Annotated in this window: 15 protein-coding genes; 12 read left to right on the top strand and 3 right to left on the bottom strand. The window is 37.6% G+C overall.

Features of this window, described 5'->3' with window-relative positions:
• The first annotated feature begins 51 nt into the window (after nucleotides 1–51).
• Nucleotides 52–801, top strand: a complete 750-nt coding sequence (locus tag N0M92_RS18675; RefSeq protein WP_260287248.1) for a TerC family protein — start codon at nucleotides 52–54, stop codon at nucleotides 799–801.
• Between the two features lie 569 nt (nucleotides 802–1,370).
• Here N0M92_RS18675 and N0M92_RS18670 read toward each other — a convergent pair.
• Nucleotides 1,371–2,801 carry a sigma-54 interaction domain-containing protein gene (locus tag N0M92_RS18670; RefSeq protein WP_260287247.1) on the bottom strand — a complete coding sequence of 477 codons (1,431 nt, stop codon included), beginning with the start codon at nucleotides 2,799–2,801 and terminating at the stop codon, nucleotides 1,371–1,373.
• 299 nt (nucleotides 2,802–3,100) lie between these two features.
• On the opposite strand from N0M92_RS18670, the gene N0M92_RS18665 reads away from it, so the two are divergent.
• The 5 genes from N0M92_RS18665 (at nucleotide 3,101) to N0M92_RS18645 (ending at nucleotide 10,101) form a co-directional block, all read left to right on the top strand.
• Nucleotides 3,101–4,135: an aromatic ring-hydroxylating oxygenase subunit alpha gene (locus tag N0M92_RS18665; RefSeq protein WP_260287246.1), complete on the top strand. Its 1,035-nt coding sequence runs from the start codon at nucleotides 3,101–3,103 to the stop codon at nucleotides 4,133–4,135.
• 145 nt (nucleotides 4,136–4,280) lie between these two features.
• Nucleotides 4,281–5,837 carry a BCCT family transporter gene (locus N0M92_RS18660; RefSeq protein WP_260287245.1) on the top strand — a complete coding sequence of 519 codons (1,557 nt, stop codon included), beginning with the start codon at nucleotides 4,281–4,283 and terminating at the stop codon, nucleotides 5,835–5,837.
• 544 nt (nucleotides 5,838–6,381) lie between these two features.
• Nucleotides 6,382–7,485 (top strand): GerAB/ArcD/ProY family transporter, encoded by a 1,104-nt coding sequence (locus N0M92_RS18655; protein WP_260287244.1) that lies wholly within the window; start codon nucleotides 6,382–6,384, stop codon nucleotides 7,483–7,485.
• Entirely contained in the window at nucleotides 7,457–8,962 is a 1,506-nt protein-coding gene (locus N0M92_RS18650; protein ID WP_260287243.1) for a spore germination protein, read from the top strand. The genes N0M92_RS18655 and N0M92_RS18650 overlap by 29 nt, the downstream gene beginning before the upstream one ends.
• Nucleotides 8,962–10,101, top strand: a complete 1,140-nt coding sequence (locus N0M92_RS18645) for a Ger(x)C family spore germination protein (protein ID WP_260287242.1) — start codon at nucleotides 8,962–8,964, stop codon at nucleotides 10,099–10,101. Before N0M92_RS18650 ends, N0M92_RS18645 begins: the two co-directional genes overlap by 1 nt.
• A 155-nt stretch (nucleotides 10,102–10,256) precedes the next feature.
• Here N0M92_RS18645 and N0M92_RS18640 read toward each other — a convergent pair whose 3' ends face one another.
• The gene (locus tag N0M92_RS18640; protein ID WP_260287241.1) at nucleotides 10,257–11,396 is read right to left on the bottom strand and encodes a LuxR C-terminal-related transcriptional regulator; all 1,140 of its coding nucleotides are present in this window, start codon (nucleotides 11,394–11,396) and stop codon (nucleotides 10,257–10,259) included.
• A gap of 275 nt (nucleotides 11,397–11,671) precedes the next feature.
• Between N0M92_RS18640 and N0M92_RS18635 the strand changes: the two genes are divergently transcribed.
• The 5 genes from N0M92_RS18635 (at nucleotide 11,672) to N0M92_RS18615 (ending at nucleotide 17,849) form a co-directional block, all read left to right on the top strand.
• The gene (locus N0M92_RS18635) at nucleotides 11,672–12,424 is read left to right on the top strand and encodes an SDR family NAD(P)-dependent oxidoreductase (RefSeq protein ID WP_260287240.1); all 753 of its coding nucleotides are present in this window, start codon (nucleotides 11,672–11,674) and stop codon (nucleotides 12,422–12,424) included.
• Between the two features lie 49 nt (nucleotides 12,425–12,473).
• Nucleotides 12,474–13,217 (top strand): SDR family NAD(P)-dependent oxidoreductase, encoded by a 744-nt coding sequence (locus N0M92_RS18630; protein ID WP_260287239.1) that lies wholly within the window; start codon nucleotides 12,474–12,476, stop codon nucleotides 13,215–13,217.
• 496 nt (nucleotides 13,218–13,713) lie between these two features.
• Nucleotides 13,714–14,913 carry a C40 family peptidase gene (locus tag N0M92_RS18625; protein ID WP_260287238.1) on the top strand — a complete coding sequence of 400 codons (1,200 nt, stop codon included), beginning with the start codon at nucleotides 13,714–13,716 and terminating at the stop codon, nucleotides 14,911–14,913.
• Nucleotides 14,914–15,668: 755 nt separating this feature from the next.
• Nucleotides 15,669–15,791: a hypothetical protein gene (locus tag N0M92_RS18620; RefSeq protein WP_260287237.1), complete on the top strand. Its 123-nt coding sequence runs from the start codon at nucleotides 15,669–15,671 to the stop codon at nucleotides 15,789–15,791.
• Between the two features lie 1,173 nt (nucleotides 15,792–16,964).
• On the top strand, nucleotides 16,965–17,849 hold the full coding sequence (locus N0M92_RS18615) for a DMT family transporter (protein WP_260287236.1): 885 nt from the start codon (nucleotides 16,965–16,967) through the stop codon (nucleotides 17,847–17,849).
• Between the two features lie 91 nt (nucleotides 17,850–17,940).
• On the opposite strand, the gene N0M92_RS18610 is transcribed toward N0M92_RS18615, so the two are convergent.
• A complete protein-coding gene (locus N0M92_RS18610) occupies nucleotides 17,941–18,627 on the bottom strand; it encodes an ArsR/SmtB family transcription factor (RefSeq protein WP_260287235.1) in 687 nt (228 codons plus the stop codon).
• A gap of 572 nt (nucleotides 18,628–19,199) precedes the next feature.
• Between N0M92_RS18610 and N0M92_RS18605 the strand changes: the two genes are divergently transcribed.
• Nucleotides 19,200–19,964, top strand: a complete 765-nt coding sequence (locus N0M92_RS18605) for a hypothetical protein (protein ID WP_260287234.1) — start codon at nucleotides 19,200–19,202, stop codon at nucleotides 19,962–19,964.
• Nucleotides 19,965–19,991 lie beyond the last annotated feature (27 nt).

The following is a 19,991-nucleotide window of genomic DNA, read 5'->3' as shown; positions in this document are numbered from 1 at the left end:
GCTTGGTTTGAAGTCCATACGCATTCTTATACATGCTTTTAGGGGGGTATCATGGAATTATCGTTATTATTGGAATATGGCTGGGTGTTAATTATTCTAATTTTTTTAGAAGGCTTATTATCTGCCGATAATGCATTGGTTTTAGCCATTATGTCAAAGCATTTACCAAAAGAACAGCAAAAAAAAGCGATTAATATTGGGCTGCTTTTGGCTTTTATATTTAGGATTGGTGCAATCTTTATTATTTCGTACCTCTTCCATGTCTGGCAAGTTCAAGCAATTGGGGCTGCATATTTGATTTTCATCTCATTAAAACATTTACTAAAAAAGGACCACGGGGAGAAAGAGGGAAAAGGGAAGAGCTACCGTATGACCGTTGCGCAAATTGCTTTGGCTGATATTGCTTTTGCTATCGATTCCATTTTAGCTGCAGTCGCCCTTGTCATTGCCTTGCCAGATACACCAATGGGTGATATAGGAGGTATGGATGGGGCCAAGTTCATTGTTATTTTAGTAGGGGCGATTGCAGGTTTAATTGTCATCCGGTTTGCAGCAGGATACTTTGTTAAGATTCTGACGGAGCGACCTAGCCTCGAAACAGCAGCCATGTTAATCGTGGGTTGGGTAGGGGTTAAGTTATTAATGCATACCCTTGCGCATCCAGCCGTGCACATTATCCCACACGAATTTGTTGAAGGACCGATTTGGAATATCATCTTTTGGTCAGTCATGCTTCTTATTGCTCTAGGCGGATGGTTTTTATCTGGGAAAATAGTGAAAAATGATAAGGAAAACGACTAATGTTATCCGAATAAAAACGAGTTGAAATACCTTGTAAACCTTATGTTTGCTAAATAGGATTTTAAGACCGAATTCCAATTTCGGTCTTTTTGCCTCCAGGCACTTACTTTCCGCGGCGGTCCGGGAGCCTCCTGGGCTCCTTTGCGTCTGCGGGTCCATTCCGGACTCGCTTTTCTAAGCAGGAGTCAGGCACATCTGTTCCAATCAATTGTGAATTAACTTTTAGAACCCTTTGCCTACAAACTGAAGGAGACCACAATAAGTGATCTCTTTTATTATTGTTTTACAAATCCTGTTTGTAAATCATGTATGAAACAAATATTCTTGATTTATTTATCCACTTCTAAAAAACTGTGTACTGTGCACCGATGATGAGGATGCTAGAAGATTTATGGGCAACGTCCAAAAAGACCAGATGCAGCACTGCCGAAATGTAAGAAAGGACATAGCAGCGTTTTTATATCCAACCCGATGACCAGTTTTGATTGGCTAGTATCTACTTTCCTTAGTTTCCTTCTTTTTATGGCACCGCCGAACCCACTAATATTTATGATATATTTTTTAATGCATCAATTATAAAGGTCTAAATCTTTACAGTATTTCCTCACTAACCGTGATGCTTTTGATTGGCTAATGGATAATTGATGAGCGACCTTCCTTGTACTCCTGAATTTTGTATATGAGGTGACAATAAGGTTTTTTTCAAGTTCTTCTAACGCTTTATCCAATGAATAATCTTGTAGCATTTGACTTGTTCTGTTCTGGACGGTGCTGTTTGGACTATGTGGTGTTTCTTGACTAGGTGTTTCTTGAGCAATTTTTTGTTGAAGCATTCTCGGTAAATCAGATACTTGAATGATAGCATCACTCATTACAACCAAGCTTTCTATTAAATTTTCTAATTGTCTTATATTTCCGGACCACGGATATTCATTAAAAATATCGAGGACTTCCTTCGATATAATCCGATTAACTTGATACTTTTTATTGAATACTGAAAGAAAATAATAAGATAGCGGAATGATATCTTCTTTTCTTTCTCTTAATGGCGGTAATTGTAAATGAACTACATTAAGCCGATAATATAAATCTTCTCTAAATCTTTTTTTCTGCACCATCTCAAATAAGTCTCGATTGGTAGCAGAAATAATACGAATATCCACTTTCTTTAGTTCTCTGCCCCCGACAGGAAGAAATTCAAGGTCTTGAATAACCTGTAAAAGCTTAGCCTGAATATTAATCGGGATTTCCCCTATTTCATCCAAAAATACGGTACCGCCGTTTGCCATTTCAAGTAGACCCTTTTTTCCGCCTTTGCTTGCCCCAGTAAAAGAACCATCGGTGTATCCGAAAAGTTCTGATTCTATTAATTGCTCCGGTATGGTAGCACAGTTAATGGATAAGAAAGGCGAGTTCTTTCGTAGTCCTCTATCATGAATGTATTTAGCCAATACGCCTTTCCCTGTACCAGACTCCCCTTGAATCAAAATGGTCGCATCAACCATAGAAATCTTATCGCAGACCTCCATTACATTGTTCATCTGTTCGTTGTTCGTAATTACGCTTTCTTTTAAAGAATTCTTTTCACTTAGTTTTTCTGGTTCGTGTTCGTCCGGAATGTATAACCCTTTATAGTTTGGTTCTTGTGCTGTCGTAATAATAAGTTCAATTTCCTGTTCATCGTTGAGTAAAGGAATAGCTGTTGTGATCATTTCCTTTCCAATATATGAAACTTGCTTGATTGTAACCGATTTCTTTTCTTTCAAAACAAAGGGTAAAATACTCGGTTTCCAATATCCTTTGGAGAAAATTTCATTATTATGTTTTCCGATTATTTCGCTTAACTGTTTTCCATAATGCCTTTCATACGCTTTATTTGCATAAATAATGCAGGCATCTTTGTTGAGAACATATATCTCATTAGGTGAATGATCTAAAATTTTTTTCAATATCTCCGTACTCATTTCAATTTTACCTTCATTACTCATTAAGTTTTGCATGAGTTTGCTCCCTTCATCTCATTTAAATGAGTCTATAATAACTGGGATGAGTCAATTGTGGTTAAATTGAGTCAATTATAAATCATATTTATACATTAAAGAAGGGGGGAATAGTAAAATATCGGTAATAATAGGGGGCTGTGGAAATGGCATTATCCTTGCATAAGAGTTAAGGAAAGCATGCTGCAGAAATAAGGAAATATGAAGCCAATCGGCAGAGGAGGTTTAAAAGGAATACCTGTATCCTTATTCAGGGCAAGTCTTTATTTTTATGGATAATAAAAGGAGGAACTGCCATTATGTCGACAAAAGAAGAAATGAAAAGGCTGGACTATACACTACCTTATAAGAAGTATGTGGATCCTGAAGTCATGAAGGAGGAAAGGGAAAATATTTTCTATAAAAATTGGATCATGATTGGTCATACAAGCCAGGTAGAGAAGGTTGGAGACTTCTTTACATTTGATTTGGTCGGGGAGCCGATAATCGTAACACGGGGCAAGGACGACGAGTTGCATGCTTTTTATAATATTTGCCCTCACCGTGGTGCGATAGTCGAGCGTACAGAACAGGGCAATAAAAAAATTCTCCAGTGTATTTATCATGGATGGACATTCCATTTAGATGGTAAGGTGAACAGGACTCCAAATTTCAAAACAAATGATATCGAAAAACCTAGCTGCATGACTCCCATTCGTTTAGAAGTCCATCAGTCGATGATATTTGTAAATCTAAATCAGGATGCACCAGCCTTCGAAACAGATTATCAATCTTTTTTAAATAACATAAATGAATATACATTTCTTAGTTCCTTAAAAAAGGTCAGGGAAAACCGTCGAATTGTTCAAGCTAACTGGAAATCAATCATTGACAATTACTTGGAATGTGATCATTGTCAAATTGCCCATCCTAGCTTCTCGAAGGCCTTCGATTTAACTAAATATAATATTACTCCTTGTGATAATTTTTCCTATCAATGTACAACAGCTAGTGATGAAGAAGAAGGTCCCGGTGCACGTTTTTACTGGGTTTGGCCGAACACCATGATCAGTATATACCCAGGTACTGGAAATATGACGACGAGCCATATTATCCCTGTTGACGAAAAAAGTTCATTGGCAATTTATCGTTATTATTTTGCTGATGAAAACTTGACTGAAGACGAGGAAGATTTAATTAAATTTGTCGATCAAGTGCGGGAAGAAGACTTCGAATTAGTTGAGTTATTGCAAAGTGGATTACATTCCAGGGCTTGTGGAAGAGGAGTATATTCTCCTACCGAGCACGGTTTGAAACATTTTCATCAATTAGTCACAAAGGCGATGCAAAGCTAGTCTGTAATCTATAAATGACCTATGGTTTGATGAAATGAAAGCGTTTTATACGTTGATTAACCGTTAGGGGAATAATATAAAAGCTGGAGCTGAAAGTGAAATTTTTCATAGTATCAAAAAGCAATGAAAGAGGGGTTCTTTTATTATGAAACGATCAAATGTTGATAAAGCAATCTTTTGGCCGGCTCTAGCTATTCTTGCTGCTTTATCAATTCCTGTCCTATTAAATCCTGAAAAAGGGACTGCAATTCTCGGAGATCTTCATCATTTAATTGCCGAGAGTTTGAGTTCATTATATTTATGGGCTGTGGTGGCGGCTTTAGGTTTCTTGATTTGGCTGGCATTCAGTAAATATGGAAAGATAAAATTTGGTGCGCCTGATACCAAGCCGGAATTTTCGACATTCAGTTGGTTAGCTATGTTATTTACGGCGGGAATTGGTGCAAGTATCACATACTGGAGCGCGATTGAATGGGCGTATTATTACACTGCTCCGCCATTTGGGGCCGAACCAAAAACTGCTGCTGCGGCAGATTGGGCATCTACGTATGGATTATTTCATTGGGGCTTTAGCGCATGGGTATTATATTGTCTACCTGCTTTGCCGATTGCCTATAACTTATATGTGAGGAAAAATCCGAGTGTGAAATTGAGTTCAGCGTGTGAAGGCGTTCTCAAAAAGGGAGCAAATAGCTGGTTAGGTAAAGCGATTGACGTTTTTTTCATGGTTGGGTTGGTTGGAGGAATAGGGGCGGCTTTAGGCTTGGGACTTCCGATGATTTCTGAAGGTATTTCTGAATTATTTCATATACCTCGAAGCTTTATGTTAGATATGACGCTAATAGTAGCCTTGACATTAATATTCTGTGTTAGCACGTATTTTGGTCTGAAAAAGGGTCTGAAAAGATTAGCAAACATCAATACGTACCTTTTTTTGGCTCTTTCTGCATTCGTTCTTTTAGCTGGTCCAACTTTGTTTATAATATCCAGATTTACGGATAGCGTTGGGGTTTTATTACAGAACTTCTTTCGTATGAGTTTCTACACCGACTCTGTTGCCAATTCTGGCTTTCCGGAAGCTTGGACGATATTTTACTGGGCCTGGTGGTTTGCTTGTGCTCCTTATATGGGCATATTTGTAGCAAAGATCTCGAAAGGAAGAACGATAAGACAAGTCATTTTTGCTGAATGTATTGGAGGAACAGTAGGGTGTTGGGCGGCGTTTTCCATCATGGGTAATACAGGTCTTTACTTTGAACTTAATAAACTTGTTCCTGTCATTGACATTTTAGAGAAAAAAGGTGGGGAAGCAGCCATTGCTGCCATATATCAGGGGCTTCCCGGCGGCAGTATAGCCTTGTTAGCGATTATGATTATCACCCTTATTTTTCTTTCTGCTACACTGGACTCTTCATCATTCACATTAGCAAGCGCTGCATCAAAAAAGTTGTCATTAGATCAAGAACCAGCCGGATGGCACAAAATATTTTGGGCATTGGTCATAGAGCTCGTAGCGTTTTCCATGATGTTCGGTGGAGGACTGCATGCTCTTCAATCAGTAGTAGTCATTACTTCCGTTCCCCTCATCTTAATAATGGCGATGGCATCGATATCGCTCATTAAATGGATAAAAGAGGATCAGGCAAGAAGCAGCCGTATAGAAAAAACGATCAATGAAGAACCTGCAAAACTAACATCTTAAAAGTATCATTCAAACTGGGAGGATATTGTATAAGGGAATAAACGCCAGCAGGCACCAGCTAAAAAAAAGCTGGTGCCTGTTTGGAGTACGATTAAACCGTACAATATTTTTCGATTTGTTTAAAAGATCTTAAATAATGAATGAGAATATCATAGATGGGGCGGTGTACCAGGTACAAGGCATAATGGGCTCTGTGCGAATCCGTTCACACTCATGCCTGGTGGTATTGCAAGTGCATCACTAAGTGTACTGGATATAGCTAATACGATCTTTATTGAAAGCGGCATATGAAATTGAACAATGGTCCGAAGGTTGGGACATACTTCTGATTGGACCGGGGAAAACGTTAAAACCTAATTGATTTGTAAACAAAAAATATCACTGCATTATTTACCGCAAAGTCGATGATAAATGGCAATTGATTCAGCGGAGCTTTTTGACGGTAGAGGACGTTCAAATACCTATCTGTCCATTAAAGAAAAGATGCACCATATGAATAAAAACAAAAATGCCTCCTCATATTAAAAGAGAGGGGATGTGTCACATGATAAAAAGTATATCAACTTTTCAAGCGACAATGGTGCTGATTCTATCCACTGGATTGATGAACCATGTTATCGTTTTGCCTTCATTGCTTGGGGCATCCGGAAGAGATTCATGGATCAGTAATTTAATCGCCGGGATGCTTTTTCTAATATGGCTTCCCATGGTTTATAGGATCATAAATAAAACAAAGCAACAGCATATCATTGGCTGGCTTCATACTCACAGTCACCCGCTCGCCGCCTGGTCCATAAAAATCCTTCTTTTCTTCTATATTTTATTAAACTTGTTTGTCACTTTATATAGCACATTTTCCTGGGTAAACAGTACTTATATGATTCAAACGCCAGAATATATATTATTTATACCTTTCATCATCCTATGTTTAATTGCTGCCGAGGCTGGGATTAAAACAATAGCAATTGCCGGGGGATTGATTTTGCCCCTTGTTGTGATACTTGGATTTATGATAATGACGGCGAATATACAGTTTAAGGATTACTCCTTGCTTTTTCCTATTTTTGAAAATGGGATTACACCTGTTTGGGACGGGGTCGTAATACTAGGTGGAGGTTTTACAGAGATATTTCTACTCGTTTTGATTCAACAGTTTATAAAGACAGAAATAAAGTTCAGGAGTTTACTTTTTTTAAGTTTATTTCTTTTGTTTATCAGTATGGGACCCATAATAGGCTCCATTACAGAGTTTGGTCCGGTACAGGCTGCAAAAATCAGCAATCCTGCATACGCTCAATGGCGGTTACTAACCATGGGTAAATATTTGAACCGGCTGGATTTTTTATCAATATACCAATGGCTTTCTGGTGCATTTATCCGTGTATCGTTATCGATATTCCTAATGGGGGAACTGTTTCAATTTAAATCAAAGAAAATAAAAAATATTGTATTGCTTGCTATAGCAGTCTCCTTAATCATTGCGCTTTGTATACCAATCGACATTCCAGCATACAGGGATTTTACGGAAAGATATTATTTTAAATTGAGTGTGATTAGCATTTTGGTCATAACTTTTTTCATTAACATGGTCATTTTTCTAAAAGAAAGGGTGAAAAAGAATGAAGCCTCTATTGAACAAGGCAAATAAGGGGAGTTCTTCGGAGATCCAACTGAAGACGGAATATTTCATTGAATTACTCGGAATGAGCTCGGATGTAAAATTCAAAAAGCATACCATTACATCTGAAGGGAAAACAGATCCGCCCCTTATTTGCACTTTGATTTATTCAGAGGTGTTGGTCGATGTCAAAAAATTGTGGGAATCAGTAGCGCGGCTTGATAGTGCATTCATAAATTCTAAACTGAAGGAAGAAGAGGGTATAGAGGATCCGCAAGAAGAATATAAAGTTACTAGGGTTTTCCCTTCCTCCACTTTAAAAGAAAATGTGGAGGAAAACGTATTTTCCGGGATGGTCCTGATGCTATTTGAAGAATTGGAATTATTATTTATGTTTTCCCTACCAAGCATCCCGAATCGAAGTCCCGAGGAAACAAGTAGTGAAACTTCCATCCGAGGTCCACGTGATGGATTTATCGAAGATATCTCTGTTAATTTAGGGTTGATCAGAAAAAGATATAAAACTGCATCACTCGAAAATCAAGCATTTACGATTGGGAAAAGGAGCAAGACAAAAATCAATTTATTATATGTGAAGGATGTTGTAAATCCTGAAACCATTGAAAAAGTAAAAAGGAAAATCTCCTCAATAAACACAGATATCTTGTTGGGAACTGCAGAACTTGAAGAATTTTTATCAGGCAGTAAGTTCAAACTGATCCCGTTTTTTGATTATACAGGGAGGCCGGATTATGCTGTAGCCAGTTTAAACAATGGGCGCTTTGTCATTTTAGTGGATGGGTCACCAACTGCCTTAATTGGGCCAGGTAATATTACACTCTTGTTAAAAGCCGCGGAAGACCGTCATACTCCTTCTTACTATACAAATTTCGAATATTTCTTTCGTATTATCGGACTGGTAGTATCAATATTTCTGCCAGGTTTTTATATAGCATTAGTATCATTTCAATTAGACCAGCTCCCCTTCTCATTTTTGGCGACGATAACCGTATCTAGATTTGGATTGCCTATATCACCTCAACAAGAGGCTTTCTTGATTTTGGGTTTATTTGAGCTGTTTCGAGAGGCAGGGGTCACTCTCCCAAAAGCAATCGGTCAATCACTGGCTGTTGTGGGTGGATTAATCATTGGTGATGCGGCAATTAGAGGCGGGATTACATCCCCAACGATGTTGGTGGTTGCAGGTACTACTGCGGTAGCCACCTATACATTAATCAATCAATCATTAGGTGGAATTGTAAGCATGGCCAGGTTTTATGTATTATTTCTCTCTTCTATTTTAGGTTTATTCGGATTTTTTCTCGGTGTTTTTTCTATTGTCCTTTATTTATCAAGGCTGCAGGTTTATGGTTTACCCTACTTAGCGCCTATTTCACCAATATCCTGGAAAGATCTAGGGGGCGGTGTCTTTGTGAAACCATATCTTTTTAAAAAGAAACGAGCCGAGACGCTGAATACCAGGGACAATACAAAAGGAAATCGCTAATGAAAGTGATCCTTAGAATTATACTATTTGTATTGAGCCTCGCTCTTTTAAGTGGCTGCTGGGATACCAAGGATATTCAAGATATTCAATATATAAGTGCAATGGGAATAGATTATCAAAATGGTCAGTATGTCATTTATGTGCAGGTGACGTCTTTTGCCGGTGTTGCTAAACAAGAAGGCTTGGAACCAAAACCAACAACTGTTTGGGTCGCCAAAGGGCGAGGGGAAACAATGAACGAGGCCATGAATGACATTTATAAAAAGGCAAACCAATATATATATTGGGCCCATGTTAAATTGATCATTTTCTCTGAAAGCTTACTAAAACATGGATTGGTCAACGTAAACGATCCCATTTTAAGATTTCAGCAAATTAGGGAAACAACTTGGTTATATGGAACCGATGATTCCTTAGAAAAGATCCTTTTTGTCAATAGTCTATTCGGCTCATCGGTACAAACAAGCATTTTCAATCCGGATGATATTTATAAATTAAGATCCTTTGTCGAACCCATCCGTATCCAAAGATTTTATACGCAAAATTATGAAACAGGAATGACAATAAAACTACCGAAGGTTTCGTTGAAAAATGAGGTGTGGAAAGCAAAAGAAAAATCCCAGAACACCGTAAAACTATCAGGGTCCTACCTTATTAAAAATAATAAACTGATGGGGGAGATAGAAAATAAACATCTTGGGGGGATGAGGTGGTTGACAAAATCAACGGTAAGGTCCCCAATTAGAATAAAAATCAACAACAACAAGAATATTCAATTATCGCTAATGAGGCCCAAATTCAATATAAAGCCAATGTATGTAAATGATGAAGTCGAATTTGATATTTCAATTGAAGTAGAAGGTGCCGTAATGGATATGGAAGAAAACATCTCCTTTCCCCACCTTAAAGAAAAAGTACAACGGGCATTGGAGAAAGAAATTAGGGATACTTACAAATATGCTCTTAAAAAAAATATAGACATTTATAATTTAGAAGGAGTTATCTACAGAAAGGATTTGAAAAAATGGAAAGAAGTTTCCAAAGAGGGTTTTAGTCTTAATGAAGAATCCATCCGTAATATTCAGGTGGATGTTACGGTTAAAATAACAGGCGATTATAAATATGAGTACATGAATTGATTCCTTCAGTAGTGAATCGTTGGCTGCCATGACAGAATCTTTCTTCAAAGCCGTTTCCACTGATTATGATATGGCAGCTACTGTAAATGTATATCCAACAACTAACTATGTAAGGATTTATTTTGACTTACATAACGATTAAAGGAAACTCGATTTTACTTTAATAGACCTAAGCGAAATCCATAGACTACGACTTGTGTACGGTTCTTGGCTTTAAACTTTGTCATTAAACTGCTTATATAATCCCTTATGGTATGCTCGCTTAATTGCAATAATTCGGCCATCATTTTATTGTTATGCCCCTCCGCCAGCAAATTTAAAATCATGGATTCCCGTTCCGTTAATTGTAGATCTGTATCAATGGATACCTCATCATCCTTTCTTGATAAATATAAGCCTAACCGTTTTCCGACCTGTTCAAGTAAAGTTAGTTCATCTTTTGAATAATCGAATTCCTCTCCTAATTGATCAAAGGTCAGCCAGCCGAAGACTTGCTGGTCATGAACAATCGGCACAAATATGACAGATGAAAGATTAAACAACGTTATATGTTCCTTTTTAATATAAGGATCGGGATTCTTTAAAAAAACAGGCTTTTTTGAATTGAAAACAAAGGATTGCTTCAAGCTGAGTTGCCCTCTCATGCTTTGAACCTTGGGGAGCTCCTCTCCAATGGTGCCATAAAATTGATTGGACCATGGAATATAAGCATAAAAAACACATCTTTTATAGTGAAAGAACTCTTCACATTTTTTTAGGATATGAGCAAAGTCCTTAATTCCTGATGAGTTAATTAGAAGCTCATCTAACTGGTCTAATAGTTTCAGCCTTTTCAGTTCAGCATTTTCTTCGTGGGTTTTTGAAAGTTGCGTTGGTTCGACATCCATCCATTTGTTATAGCTATGGATGAGATGAGAGAAAATGGATAATAAGAAAAGTAGAATGGGAATGGTTTGGGCCTGTTTCAGGTTGGCCATTAAGGTGACGATGGACTTTTCAAAGATTAATCGGAACATGCTGAAATGTTTCACATTTAAAATGGGTAGATGTGATTGAAGCCAAGTTTCCAGATGCTTATCGTATGTTTCATTTATGTCTTCGATTTTTGGAGCGGATAAAAATAGTAGGAATGATTCAAGTAATGTTTGTATCACCTTACGTTCATTTTCTAATATAAGGGGCTCAAGATTCAAATAAATATTGATATTTTCTTCAATTTGTTTGTTATGGCTTTTTATGAATAATATGAATTGTTGAAACGATATTTCTTCATAAGCATGTGAGGGCTGGATCATACGGGTCTCTTCTCCTTAAACAAAATACCCCTATATAAGGGGGATACTTACCCTATTATTATACAGCATATTATAGGATAGTATTTCAAATTACGAGGAGTAAAATAAAGGCATAGACAGACAATGAAGCTTTTTTTAGCGGCATTCCATTTAAAGGGATGGACAATTGCTTAATTCTGTTTTAATTGCTTGTATAGGAATAATAGTCTAGTGAGAACCTCTAAGGATGAGGATTTCAGTTTCAGAAAAATAAGAAAAGGAGATCAGGTGCAATCATGAGACTTGAAAACAAAGTGGCAATCATTACTGGCGGGGGTACAGGAATCGGGAAAGAAACAGCTTTGCTATTTGCCAGGGAGGGAGCAAAAATCGTCATCACTGACATAAATCAGGAATCCGGTGATCAAGCTGTGAAAGACATTCAGGCAATCGGCGGAGAGGCACTATTCATTCGTCATGATGTCAGCAATGAAGAAGATTGGAAAAAGGTTGCAAAGGAAACGATCGATACTTTTGATAAGGTGGATGTTCTGTTCAACAATGCGGGTATTTATATCATTAAACCGGTTGCGGAGATTGAACTGGAGGAGTGGAATCGTCTCATGTCGATTAACGTGACCGGCGTATTCTTGGGAATGAAGCATATTATGCCACTGATGGCGCTACAAAATAAAGGTTCAGTCATAAACGCTTCTTCCATAGCAGGCTTAATTGGCGCCCCTGGTCATGTATTATACGGTGCAAGCAAGGGAGCGGTCCGGACAATGACTAAAGATGCTGCTATCGAGTATGCTTCAAAAGGGGTCCGTGTAAACTCGATTCATCCAGGATATATCGATACCGGGATGGCGGACTATGCATCTGAACAAACGGGCAGTTCAAAAGAAGAATTAGGTAAAGAATTCCCGTTGGGACATCTGGGCAGCGTCAACAATGTGGCGAATACAGTGCTTTTCATTGCCTCGGACGAATCTTCCTATACTACGGGTACTGAATTTGTAATAGATGGCGGAGCTACCGCTCGCTAAAATCCTTTCTAACGGATAGTAAAAACTAAAAAATAAGGAGTGTTTAATTATGAGATTGGAAAATAAAGTGGCGATCGTAACTGGGGGAGCAAGCGGGATTGGAGCAAGTACGGCTCAATTATTTGCAGAAGAAGGAGCAAAGGTGGTCATTGCCGATTTTGCTGATCATGGACAAGCTGTGTCAGAAGAGTTAAATGGAAAAGGGTATGATACTCTTTTTGTTAAAACTGACGTGACAAATGAAAATGACGTAAAGAATATGATCGAAGAGACGGTTAATAAATATGGAAAACTGGATATCATGTTCGCAAACGCAGGGATTGCAAGAGACGGAAACATCCATGAGTTAAGCTATGAACAATGGCAAAAAACAATTGATATTAATTTATCCGGTGTCTTCCTATCCGATAAATATGCGATAGAGCAAATGCGAAAACAATCTACAGGCGGCGCCATTGTCAATACAGGTTCCATCCATAGCCATGCAGGAAAACCGGGGGTAACAGCCTATTCTGCCGCGAAAGGCGGGGTCAAACTATTGACACAAACGTTAGGTTCGACTTATGCCAAAGATGGCATTCGTGTCAATGCAGTTTGCCCAGGGTATATTGATACACCACTTATTGCGGAAGCACAAGGTGAGATCAGACAAGGTTTGATCGACTTACATCCCATCGGCCGTTTAGGCAGAGCGGAAGAAGTGGCGAAAGCTGTTCTCTTCCTTGCAAGTGACGATGCATCATTTGTTACAGGCACAAGCCTTATTGTAGACGGCGGTTATACGGCCGTATAATAAGGGCAAGTAATGATTATTCGCTAGTTCTTTTAAACAGTCAAGTTCGTTTGATGTGTAATTGCATGATAGAGCTTCTTCCGTAAGATGAGTGGTGTTAGATTACTCAACTCTACTGGAGGGCTCTTTTTTTTGTATATAATGAAAAAATCCCCGGAATGCTAAAAACATTTCCTTGGAAGATGAAACGATACAAGGTCTATCGAGGATACTTTTAAACTCTTTTTGAGTGTGCGGCGATAAATAAGGCCAAACGGATAATTCGATTACGGTCTACATCGCTTAATGGCTCTCTATAACTTTTATATACTTCCGGGTATCTCCCAGTAGGTATATACATCATTTCCTTCCTTTTTATATAAATTATATTTAGTTCGATAATAAAAGTGGAAGTAAATCCAATTAATAGTATTTTTATGATAAAGTTATAAAGTTGATATTTTATTACATAATTTCATTAGGAAGGAACAAAATCTGTTGATAAAGGAAGGGTTAAATGGCGAAAAGAATAGTAGGTAGTATGTTGCTTTTATTACTAGGCATGGTTAGTTTCTCTTTTTTATCTGGCTTAAAAGTTGAAGCGGCAGATCGAGTGCATACTGTATCCTCTCAAGAAACGGTAGAATCGATTGCAGCGATCTATGATATATCGACAGAGCAATTAATGAATATGAATGGTTTACCGGATGAAAAATTATATATTGGCCAGAAGTTAACCATTCAGACTGCTTATACTCGTTCGAACTATCAGTGGTCAGAGAGAGGGAAACAAATTGGGAATTATGCGAAATCTTTTACAGGATTTAAAAAAACGGCTGGAGGAGAGACACCTATCAAAGGGTTTGATTCTAGCGGATTGATTCATTGGGTACTCACCCGACAAATGGTGCCTATCGACCGTTTGTCAGTTGAAGGCTATTATAAGCAAGGAATGGATACAAATACGCCTAAGGCTGGAGATATTATATTTTTTCTGGAAAAGGGAAGTTCAAAAGCCGTGACCGCTGGGATCTATCTGGGGGGAAATCAGTTCATTAATTCAGGATACGGCGCAGAGACAGTTCAGGTGAGATCTACCTCAGAAAAGTATTTTGCACAATACCAAGTCGAGTATAAAACGTATACACCAAAAGGAGAGCATGTCGTTCAAAATAATGAAACACTTAAAAGTATCTCGGATAATTACGGTGTATCGGTGGATACAATCAAAAAGCGTAACGCATTACCAACTGATAACTTGATGCAGGGACAGTATCTTCAAATATACAGCAATCCCGTGTATCCATTTTATACAAATCAAGAGGCTTCCTATGATAAAGCTTATGATGTCATAAAGTATGCCTATACTCTACGTGGATTTACCTATGTTCTTGGAGAATTTGATCCGATGATTGGAATGGATTGCAGCGGTTTTATCTATTGGGCCATGAAGGAGCAGGGCATTTCCCTTAAACGTGTTTCGGCAGCGGACTACTATTCCACGCTGCCGAAACTCAGCGATCCAAAGGCAGGGGACTTAGTATTTTTCAGAGATACAGACTTAAGTCAAGAGATAACCCACGTCGGTATTTATCTAGGGGATGGTCGCTTTATTCATACAACAAGGAATACTGGAGTTCATATATCTGATCTTACTTCAAGTTATTTTACAAAGAAGTTCGAAAGTTTTGGGCAAGTCCAAGTCAATATGGACTAAGATAGCCACGAGAGAGTTAGACTATTTGAATATTCCAGTCATATTATTCATTTAAGGTTAACCTTAAACAAAATCCCGTATACTTTATTGAATACGGGATTTGTGTTTGATCTTCACCTTTAGTTGAAGAAGGAGGCACCATTAACGAACGTTTATGGTGAGAGCGTTTTTAAAAGTTTTCACTTTATGACAGGTTAATTGAAGTAATAATTATCTAGATGAGTTTTGGTTTATGTGTTCTCTCATCATTCTGAGGGGCTCTGTTTTTTTAAATCCGATAAATAATGCTCTACAGGATTGCTAACGGGGCAGAATAGCTCAATAAAAAATAATAAATCCAATTGCACCCTTCCATTTTATTAGCATTTTTACAAAAATAAAAAGTCCCATAAGGCTTTTTGAAATTAACTGAAAATTCAATGTATTATCTATAAATACTAATTTATAATTGTTATACAATTGTAAAATTATACAGTTTTATTTCCGGTATAATGGGAATTATTAGAAGTTTATTGTGGTGTATGAATATTTACAAATATGGGGCCTCAACCATACAAGGCTATTGAATCCTTGTTCGTCCTTTGAACAAATCTACTTTTTTGGCTAGTTCTGGAGAGCTTTTGGGAACAAGTGTTGTCAATTCCTGTGAACTACCCCGTAAATAAATGTCGAATGTAGTAATGATACCCTCAAAAGAATCAACTATTAGAAGTAATGTTTGAGGGTAAAGGTATTAAAAGGGAGGCGAATTGTTTTTGACTATAATAGATATTGACCAATTGCTTTTAGCTACAGAAGAACTTGCTGAAGAGTCAATTCCATTTCATCTCGATGCATTTGATATTGATCAATTATTAGATAAAGCGGATAACTGGTAAAGAAAAGCATACCCGAATGAAGTGAACACAAAAAGATGATCCCGGCAATAGCGTCGGTGGCATTCTATATTATCGCCGGTTATGTACTGGATAAAGTGAAAAATGGTCGGGAAAAATGGATAGGAGGCTTTAGTGGATTAAGTCTTGGATTATTCGTTTATCTCATGTTCCATTATTTTTAGTCTGCCGCTGAAGTATTTACCGGAAGCAATTGGTGGTTCTGCAGTGGGGGTGGTCAATTTAGGGATGCAAGTGGCTGGCTTCATTGCTCCTTTGTCGATTGGTTTTGTCATAGACGCTTTCGATGGTTCATTTAATGGAGCAGTTTGGTGATTGGTTTCATTCGGTGTCGTTTGTTTTATCGCTATTATGACCTTGAAATCTGGAAAGGGAAAATTTCATGACTGAACATATCACAAACAATTCCTGCTGTAAAATAGATTGAAATAAATGCATGAAAAAGTGAGTGTTAGGAATAATAAAAGTTTGTTTGAAATGATATATATAGAGTGCAAAAACTCTACACTCAGATCTTGAAAGCCTGATGTTACTGAATTTCAGTTAACAGGGCTTTTTATTTTTGGATTTTTCGCATACTTTGTTGCTATTTACCAAGTAAAGCGGTGTGGTTGATTTCCCCTCCAGATGCTCGCTTTCCGCGGGGCGGGCGGTGAGCCTCCTCGGCGTAAACGCCTGTGGGGTCTCACCTGTCCCGCTACTCCCGCAGGAGTCTCGCACTTGCGCTCGAGCTTTATTTTTTTTATACGACTTTAGCAATAATGTGCTGCGATTAAACTAAATGGTGAGTGTTAAGATCTATATCCGGAAAAAGGAAAATGCATGTAGCAGTATCGTGCAGAAAGCACTGAAAAACATTCCAGTCGAACCTATCCGTATTGATGAGTTAACAGGAAAAAAGGTTTGCTCTTTTTGTGTTCCGGATGATTTGCCTCGTTTGATGGGAGGGTAAAACTTCAAGAATTGAAGTTGATTTCATAGATGAATACGAAGATTTAAAAAGGTTACATATGCCGATTAAACTATGAAGGTTCCCTATGATATGCCGTTACATTTAATTTATCTCCCTTGTATTCCATATTTCGATGATAACTGAAATGATCACCAGCTATAATATCTGTAGATTGGTATTTAAATATGTCAGGAGATAATAAAATGAATGTTTACAAATTTACACTGTTGATTCTTTTAACGACATTTTTAATGGGGTCTTCTTTTGCGGTGGTTAAAATGGGTCTACCATATTCATCCCCATTATTATTAGCAGCATTACGCTTCACACTTGCTGGATCCATTATGGCGATGATCGTAATCTTATTAAAAAGACCGCATCCAAACTCTGGAGGGGATTGGATCAAAATGCTCATTATCGGCACTTTTCAAACAGCCGGAGTCATGGGGTGCATTTTCCTGAGTTTACGCACGATTACAGCAAGTGAATCCTCCATACTTACATTCACGAACCCGTTACTTGTTGTTGTTTTCGGTACCATCTTTTCACAAACACGCTATAAACTATATCAATGGATTGGAGTTTCATTAGGAATAGTTGGAGTAATTATAACGATGGGAGCTCAGCTTGAATTTAAGGTTGGTATTCTTTTCGGCATTCTTTCTGCTGTTTTCTGGGCCATTTCCACTTTATTGGCGAAAAAATGGGGAGCGATTTCCGATACATGGGTATTATCTGCTTATCAGATGCTTTTTGGCGGTTTATTGCTTTTACTTGGCAGCTTTATTCTTGAAAAACCATTTTTCATAATGAATGGTCATTCGTTGTTCATTTTATTATGGTTAAGTATCATGTCATCGATCGTGCAATTCGCTGTTTGGTATTACCTTTTACAAAAGAGTGATCCAGGAAAAACAAGTGCCTTTTTATTTTTGGCACCTTTTTTCGGAGTATTAACAGGGTGGGCACTATTGGGTGAACCGATATACACTTCACTCCTAATTGGCGGACTGTTTATTATCATTGGCATCTATCTAGTAAATAGCAATTTCCAAAAGGAAAATAAATTCGTTAAAAGAGCTTTATAGTAATCGTATGGATCGTCCTAAGCTGCTAAGGACAGAAGTTCCCTCGTGAAAAAGGCAAGAGCCTCTTTTTTTTTCACGAGGGATGATTAAATTATACCTCTATACAAAAAACTTCCTTAAATCCTTCTTTCCCTTTAGCTGTTACTTTAACTGCGCGAATAGATGGAACACGGACTATCCAGCCTAAATCAAAAAAATGTGTAAGGAGCCCTTTTCCTAAAGCACCGCCAAGATGATGGTGACGTTCACTCCAGTCCAAACATGAGTGGGAAAAGGAACGGCGTTTTTTTCTTAAATCAAGTAAATCTATGCCGAACTCAGTAAAAAAACGATCTCCTTTGGGTGTGACTGTAAACTCTCTCTCTTCTTTTTTCAAATATCCGGCTTTCAACATCGATTCAGCTAATCGGACTCCTAGTTTTCCTGCCAAATGATCATAGCAAGTCCTGGCTTCCTTAAGCAATTTGACTTGGCTTGATTGTTTCAGCGACCGAACTTCAGGAGGTGGGGAAATGGCCAGAAATGATTCTAAAATGTGTGCAATTTCTCCATTTGCTAGCTGATAGTAACGATGTCTTCCGTGCTTTTCAACTTTAACAAGATTTCCTTCCACTAATTTAGAAAGGTGAAAGCTGGCGGTTTGTGGTGTTATTACAGCCATCAATGCTAATTCACCTGCCGTATGAAAACGCCCGTCCAGTAAACTTGCAAGAATTGTTGCGCGTGACTTTTCCCCAAGAAGGGAGGCTATCTCCACCATATTTGGATGTATACTCAAAATAGTTACCAACCTTTCTACCGATGTTTTAGTTTGAATAAGCTGAACGCAAAGTAAATAGCATTAAAAATATGTAAACTTATTTTTCTATTATACAGTACCGCTGCCCTGCTGTATGTTCACGATTCCCGCTGTAAATATTTTTGAAAACGGCCGATAAAAGGATCCATATCTCAGCGCGGGGAGAAAATATAGATTTTAAAAGAATTGACCTTGAAGCCTTAAAATCCGTGGGCCCTCCCGTTTGAATTTCACTTCAGAAAAGCTTGGATGGGTAATTATATAGGTTCAATTGTTTCCTGAATACTGGAAGGTTTTTATTGATGTTAAAGGGGCATCCGTTAAATTGGGTGCTTTTTTTATTGGGGGAGATTATGAAATCAGGAGAGGTTAATAAGAAGACTGTCTATCCTTTGGATAAGCGGTTTTTAATCAAGTATATTCTTTGTGAACTAGGCATACATTTTTACATGTTCACTAACAGGAAACGTTCCTTAATAGTCTTGGAATAAATATCGGTGAATAGTCCCTTTTGTCGAATTTTAGTAGTCAAATAGGAGGGAATGGAGAGTATGAAAATATCAGACATTGGATTTAAAGGCCAAGTATTTGGATTTATAAAGTTCACGCCTTTTGTGGAAAGTTTCTTGTCCGGAGATTTATATATGAATAATTTCAAAAAGTATATTGATATGGAAAGTGCTTCAGGAGAAAAAGGCGTAGGGGACAAATTTGAAGCAGCACATGTTTTTACAGAATTAACAATGAATTTCTTTACTCAAGATGCCCATGAATTAATCATGTCGGGGCGAACTAAAAAATTGAATTTCAGAAAAAATATAAATGAAAAAAGACCATTATACTGTATGTTTGCAATTGTCGGCGAAATGTTAAAAGTGGTTAAGGAGGATGAAAAGTATTACTATACCAAATTTGATTTACCTAAAGAACAAATCGATAAAATGATCAGGGAGTTCGGAGATAGCTTGATTTTTGTTACCCCATCGCAATTTATTGACAGAATTACTAGAACACTCAATGAAAAAGGTTATGCTTACAGAGGGGGCTTGGTAAGATATGATGATTATAACATCAATTCCTCAGCTAGGATGAGCTCTTATAAGAATCAAGGGACTGATATTTATTTTTGGAAAGATAAATATTTTGAAAATCAATATGAATATCGCATAGTCCTCACAGATCAAGAAGTTGACGAAGCTTTAATCGTGAACGTAGGTGATATTTCAGACATTAGTACAATATTTAATGCAAATGAATTTTTCAGTGATAAATTTGAAATAAGATTACGAAAGAAAGGAAATCTAAGCATCCATTAAATTGGGTGCTTTTTATTTGGCAGGAGG

The sequence above is a fragment of the Peribacillus aracenensis genome, from assembly GCF_025175645.1.
GTDB classification, from domain to species: domain Bacteria; phylum Bacillota; class Bacilli; order Bacillales; family DSM-1321; genus Peribacillus; species Peribacillus aracenensis.
This window is presented reverse-complemented; position numbering and strand designations above follow the sequence as displayed.